5 protein-coding genes are annotated in these 3328 nt (G+C 62.0%); all 5 read left to right on the top strand.

The features are described 5' to 3' along the window. The first annotated feature begins 2 nt into the window (after positions 1-2). The 5 genes from ruvA to tolR are packed head-to-tail and all read left to right on the top strand — an operon-like array spanning position 3 to position 3211. Positions 3-578 (top strand): Holliday junction branch migration protein RuvA, encoded by a 576-nt coding sequence (gene ruvA / locus WB402_RS01110; protein ID WP_424204909.1) that lies wholly within the window; start codon positions 3-5, stop codon positions 576-578. A gap of 7 nt (positions 579-585) precedes the next feature. Next, entirely contained in the window at positions 586-1632 is a 1047-nt protein-coding gene (gene ruvB, locus WB402_RS01115; protein WP_424204911.1) for a Holliday junction branch migration DNA helicase RuvB, read from the top strand. Between the two features lie 57 nt (positions 1633-1689). Then, positions 1690-2103, top strand: a complete 414-nt coding sequence (ybgC, locus tag WB402_RS01120; RefSeq protein ID WP_424204913.1) for a tol-pal system-associated acyl-CoA thioesterase — start codon at positions 1690-1692, stop codon at positions 2101-2103. After that, positions 2100-2795, top strand: a complete 696-nt coding sequence (tolQ, locus tag WB402_RS01125) for a protein TolQ (protein WP_424204915.1) — start codon at positions 2100-2102, stop codon at positions 2793-2795. Before ybgC ends, tolQ begins: the two co-directional genes overlap by 4 nt. Positions 2796-2797: 2 nt before the next feature. After that, positions 2798-3211, top strand: coding sequence for a protein TolR (gene tolR / locus WB402_RS01130; RefSeq protein ID WP_424204917.1), 414 nt, complete (start codon positions 2798-2800; stop codon positions 3209-3211). Positions 3212-3328: the final 117 nt, after the last annotated feature.

Consider the following 3328-nt stretch of genomic DNA (forward strand, 5'->3'; position numbering starts at 1 on the left):
GCGTGCTGTTGCGCAAGGAGCCGCCGGCGCTGATGCTGGACGTGGGCGGCGTGGGTTACGAACTGGAAGCGCCCATGACCACCTTTTACGAACTTCCTGCCGTGGGCGAGAGGGTCACGCTTTATACCCATCTGGTGGTGCGCGAGGACGCGCACCTATTATATGGTTTCGTCCGCGAGGCGCAGCGGCGGCTGTTCCGCGAGCTGCTCAAGGTCAACGGCGTGGGCCCGCGCGTGGCACTCGCGGTGCTCTCGGGACTCTCGGACGAGGAGTTCAGCCGTTGCGTGGCGGAGGAGGATATCGCGCGACTGACCAAAGTGCCGGGCATCGGACGCAAGACCGCCGAACGCCTGGTGATCGAGATGCGCGACAAGTTGCCCAAGGATATTCCGATGCCGGCGTCCACTACCACCGCCGGTCCGGTGGCGCCGGGCGATCCGGTAAGCGAAGCGGTGAGCGCGCTGGTGGCGCTCGGTTACAAGCCCAACGAGGCAAGCCGCGCGGTGCGCAGTGCTTCCACCAAGGGGCTGAGCGCGGAAGAAATCATTCGTCAGGCCCTAAAGGGCATGGCAGTATAGATTAATAATGATCGAGACCGACCGACTGATATCCGCGCATGCGGTGGAGGCGACCGACGAAACCGTCGATATGCGCCGGCTGCGTCCGGCGCGTCTGGCGGAATACGTCGGTCAGGAACCGATCCGGCGGCAGATGGAGATTTTCATCGCCGCCGCCCGCGGGCGGCATGAGGCGCTGGACCATGTGCTGCTGTTCGGCCCGCCGGGCCTCGGCAAGACCACGCTGGCCCATATCATCGCCAATGAAATGGGCGTGGGCCTGCGCCAGACCTCGGGGCCGGTGCTGGAGCGCCCCGGCGATCTGGCGGCCATCCTGACCAACCTGCAGCCGAACGACGTCCTGTTCATCGACGAGATTCACCGCCTGAGCCCCATCGTCGAAGAAATCCTCTATCCGGCGATGGAGGACTACCAGCTCGACATTCTTATCGGCGAGGGTCCGGCGGCCCGCTCCATCAAGCTCGATCTGCCGCCGTTCACGCTGGTGGGGGCGACCACGCGCGCGGGACTGCTGACCTCGCCGCTGCGTGACCGCTTCGGTATCGTCCAGCGGTTGGAATTTTACGCCCCGGCGGAACTGGCCCGGATCGTCGAGCGCTCCGCCGGGATCCTGGACGTGCACATCGAGCCCGAGGCGGTGACGGCGATTGCACGCCGTTCGCGCGGCACGCCGCGCATCGTCAACCGTCTGTTGCGGCGCGCGCGCGATTTTGCCCAGATCAAAGGCGATGGACGCCTGACGGGTGACATCGCCGAGCTGGCGCTCAACATGCTAGAAGTGGACCAATGCGGGTTCGATATGCTCGACCGCAAGCTGCTGCTGGCGGTGATCGAAAAATTCTCCGGTGGCCCGGTGGGGGTGGACAATCTCGCCGCCGCGATCAGCGAAGAGCGTGATACCATTGAGGACGTGATCGAGCCGTTTCTGATTCAGCAGGGCTTCCTCATGCGCACGCCACGCGGGCGCATGGCCACCGCCACGGCGTGGAAGCATTTTGGCCTGAGGGCTCCGCAAACCCCCGATCAGGTGCAGCGCGGCATTTTCGAGGAATGAATCAATATAATCATTTTGGAACCGCGATCTGCTCTTATCTGCGATATCACGGATAAAATGAAATCCGTTTTTTCCATTCCCATCAGGGTTTATTACGAGGATACGGACACCGGCAACGTGGTCTATTACGCTAACTATTTGAAATTCATGGAGCGGGCACGCACCGAATGGTTGCGCGCCCTGGGCTTCGAACAGGATGAACTTTCCCACCGTGACGGCGTCCTATTTGCCGTGCGCTCCGTCAAGCTCGACTTCCTGAAACCCGCCCGTTTCAATGATTTGCTCCAGGCGACAGCGCAGGTCGCGAAATGCGGGAATGCGAGTATTACCTTTGCGCAGCAGGTACGTCGCGAAGGCCTCACGCTGTGCGAGGGCGAAGTGAAGGTGGCCTGCCTCGATGTCGCCACGTTCGCGCCTTGTCCCATTCCGCCGCGTGTCCGCGCGCAGCTGGATGCCGGAGGGTCACCGTGAACGTCACCGCCACCGAAGGCATCGCCATGTGGTCGCTGGTCCAGCACGCCTCCCTGCCGGTGCAGCTGGTGATGCTTCTGCTGCTGGCCGCGTCGGTGCTTTCCTGGACCATGATTTTCCGCAAATGGTTCGCGCTGAAGAGCGCCAAGCTCGCGGCCGACCGCTTCGAGGCCAAATTCTGGTCCGGCACGAATCTCAATCAGATGTTCTCCGAACAGTCGCGCAATGACACGAACGTCACCGGCATGGCCGGCATTTTTGTCGAAGGGTTTCGCGAGTACAAGCGCCTCCATCAGCAGGCCAATATCCAGCCCATGGACATCCTCGTGGGCGTGCAGCGCGCCATGCGCGTGGGGCTTTCGCGCGAGATCGATTATCTCGAGACGCATCTTTCGTTCCTCGCCACGGTCGGTTCGACCAGCCCCTATGTCGGACTGTTCGGCACGGTCTGGGGCATCATGAATTCCTTCCGCTCGCTCGGCATGGTCCAGCAGGCCACCATCGCGCATGTTGCTCCGGGCATCGCCGAGGCGTTGATCGCCACTGCCATTGGTCTGTTCGCCGCGATCCCGGCGGTTATCGCCTATAACCGCTATTCCAATAATGTCGAACGGCTGGTGACACGCTACGAAATCTTCATGGAGGAATTTGCCAGTATTCTCCAGCGCCAGGCGTTTGCCTCGAGGGCCTGAGCATGGAGGCTTATCGCAAGCGCCGCAAGAAGCTGATGAGCGAAATCAACGTCGTGCCTTATATCGACGTCATGTTGGTGCTGCTCGTGATCTTCATGATCACGGCACCGTTGCTTTCGCAGGGCGTGAAGGTGGACCTGCCCAAGGCCGCGGCACGGCCGGTGGAAAACCAGGACCGCGAAACGCTGGTGCTGGTGGTGGATCACGAGGGCCGGTACTTTCTCGATGACCGCCGTATCACGCCTGAGGAATTGACCAGGAAAGTGGCGGCGATCCTGCGAGCACGCCCGCAGACCCCGGTGCTGATCCGGGGCGACCGGCAGGCCAATTACGGTGAAGTGGTCAAGGCGATGACTGTGCTGCAGTCGGCCGGTGCGCCGAGCGTGGGGCTACTGACCGAGCCGCCGGGAAAATAACGTGTTTGCCAGATCATTGCGTCGCAATCCGGGAAGAATCCGGGCCATTGTTTATGCCGTATTGGTGCATGCAGTGGTGATCGGCCTTGTTGTCATCGGGTTCCGCTGGACCATGGC

It is taken from the genome of Sulfuricaulis sp. (genome assembly GCF_049587675.1).
In the GTDB taxonomy this organism is placed as follows: Bacteria; Pseudomonadota; Gammaproteobacteria; order Acidiferrobacterales; family Sulfurifustaceae; genus Sulfuricaulis.

Excerpts from the sequence above, each read along its gene's own strand:
- ruvB (WP_424204911.1), top strand. The coding sequence starts at position 586 with ATGATCGAGACCGACCGACTGATATCCGCGCATGCGGTGGAGGCGACC.
- ybgC (WP_424204913.1), top strand. The coding sequence starts at position 1,690 with ATGAAATCCGTTTTTTCCATTCCCATCAGGGTTTATTACGAGGATACG.
- tolR (WP_424204917.1), top strand. The coding sequence starts at position 2,798 with ATGGAGGCTTATCGCAAGCGCCGCAAGAAGCTGATGAGCGAAATCAAC.